The organism is Streptomyces wedmorensis (genome assembly GCF_000716445.1).
Lineage (GTDB): Bacteria > Actinomycetota > Actinomycetes > Streptomycetales > Streptomycetaceae > Streptomyces > Streptomyces wedmorensis.
Genome location: NZ_JNWK01000164.1, coordinates 1 through 1487 on the forward strand (window position 1 = coordinate 1; position 1487 = coordinate 1487).

At 73.1% G+C, this 1487-nt stretch carries 2 protein-coding genes and 2 pseudogenes; all 4 read left to right on the top strand.

Annotated elements, in window-relative coordinates; all coding sequences use genetic code 11:
* Positions 1-27: 27 nt before the first annotated feature.
* Positions 28-339, top strand: a pseudogene (locus tag OO54_RS48175) (condensation domain-containing protein); the annotation flags it as partial.
* 50 nt (positions 340-389) lie between these two features.
* Positions 390-926: a condensation domain-containing protein gene (locus OO54_RS48180; protein WP_051787928.1), complete on the top strand. Its 537-nt coding sequence runs from the start codon at positions 390-392 to the stop codon at positions 924-926.
* Positions 854-1192: an AMP-binding protein gene (locus tag OO54_RS48675; RefSeq protein WP_342450951.1), complete on the top strand. Its 339-nt coding sequence runs from the start codon at positions 854-856 to the stop codon at positions 1190-1192. The genes OO54_RS48180 and OO54_RS48675 overlap by 73 nt, the downstream gene beginning before the upstream one ends.
* Positions 1150-1487 (top strand): annotated as a pseudogene (locus OO54_RS49035) (non-ribosomal peptide synthetase); the annotation flags it as partial. The gene OO54_RS48675 and the pseudogene OO54_RS49035, both read left to right, overlap by 43 nt.

Below are 1487 nucleotides of genomic sequence, written 5' to 3' on the forward strand. Positions count from 1 at the left end.
GGGGGCTCGGTGCTGGAGCCGCTCGCGGTGCGATACGCCGACTACGCGGCCTGGCAGCGCCGCGTCCTGGGCCCGGCCGGCGAGCCGGACAGCCTGCTCGGGCGCGAGCTGGACTTCTGGCGGCAGAATCTGGCCGGCCTCCCCGAGGACCACGGCCTCACGCTCGACCGCCCACGTCCGCTCACCGCCTCACATCGGGGCGGGGAGATCGCGCTCGACCTCGGGCCCCGCGTCTTCGAACAGATCGCGGTCCTCGCCCGGGAGGAGGGGTGCACGCCGTTCATGGTGGTGCACGCGGCGTTGGTGGCGGCGTTGTCCCGGTTGGGTGCGGGTGCGGATCTGGCGATCGGTCCCTCTTCCAGATCTGCCTCGGACTCGACCTGGGCGCCGTGCCCGAGCTCGACCTCCCCGGCGTCACCGCCTCCGTCTCCGGTGCCGGCAACGGCTCCGCCAAGTTCGACCTGGAGTTCCTGCTCCGCTCCGACGACCGGCGCGGACTGCACGGCGCGGTGCTCTACGCCGCCGACCTGTTCGACGCCGACACGGTACGGCGCATGGGCGCCGTCCTCGGCCGCGTACTGGAGCAGGTCCTCGCCGACCCGGGCCGTCCGCTGTCCGCCCTGGAGGTCCTGGACCCTGAGGAGCGGGAGCTGCTGACCGGTTCCTGGGCCGGGGTCAAGGTTCCGGGCGCTCGGCGGCCACCGACGCGGGCATCGGCCACCTCGTCACCTCCCCGGCCCTGGCCGGGCGGGTCACGGGCCCCTGGACCGTCGCCCACGCCACCGGCCTGCCGGCCGACGGCCCAGCGGACGACCTGGCGGTCCGCCTCGGACCCGACGACCCGGCATGCCTCATGTTCACCTCCGGGTCCACAGGCCGGCCGAAGGGGATCCTCTCCTCGCACCGGAATCTGGTGTCGACGGTGAGTGGTCAGTCGTACGGGCGGTTCGGTGAGGGGGAGGTCTTCCTCCAGTGCTCGCCGGTGTCGTGGGACGCGTTCAGCCTGGAGTTCTGGGGCGCCCTGCTCCACGGCGGGACGACGGTCCTCCAGCCGGGTCAGCGGCCCGAGCCGGTCCTCATCGACGAGTTGTCCCGCCGTCACGGGGTGACGATGCTCCAGCTGTCGGCGAGCCTCTTCAACTTCCTCTCCCGCTCCTCAACAAGGGCACCTACGTCCTGGACCCGCACCTGAACCTCTGCCCGCCCGGCGTCACCGGCGAGCTGTACCTCACCGGTGACGGCCTCGCCCACGGCTACCTCGGCCGGCCCGACCTCACCGCCACCCGCTTCGTCCCCGACCCCTACGGCCCGCCCGGCACTCGTCTCTACCGCACCGGCGACCTCGTCCGCTTCGACCCGGACGGCCGGCTGGTGTACGAGGGCCGGGCCGACGATCAGATCAAGATCCGGGGCTTCCGGGTCGAGCCGGGGGAGACGGAGGCCGCGCTCCTGTCCCACCCGCGGGTCACCCAGGCGGTGGTGACGGT

Excerpts from the sequence above, each read along its gene's own strand:
- OO54_RS48675 (WP_342450951.1), top strand. The coding sequence starts at position 854 with ATGTTCACCTCCGGGTCCACAGGCCGGCCGAAGGGGATCCTCTCCTCG.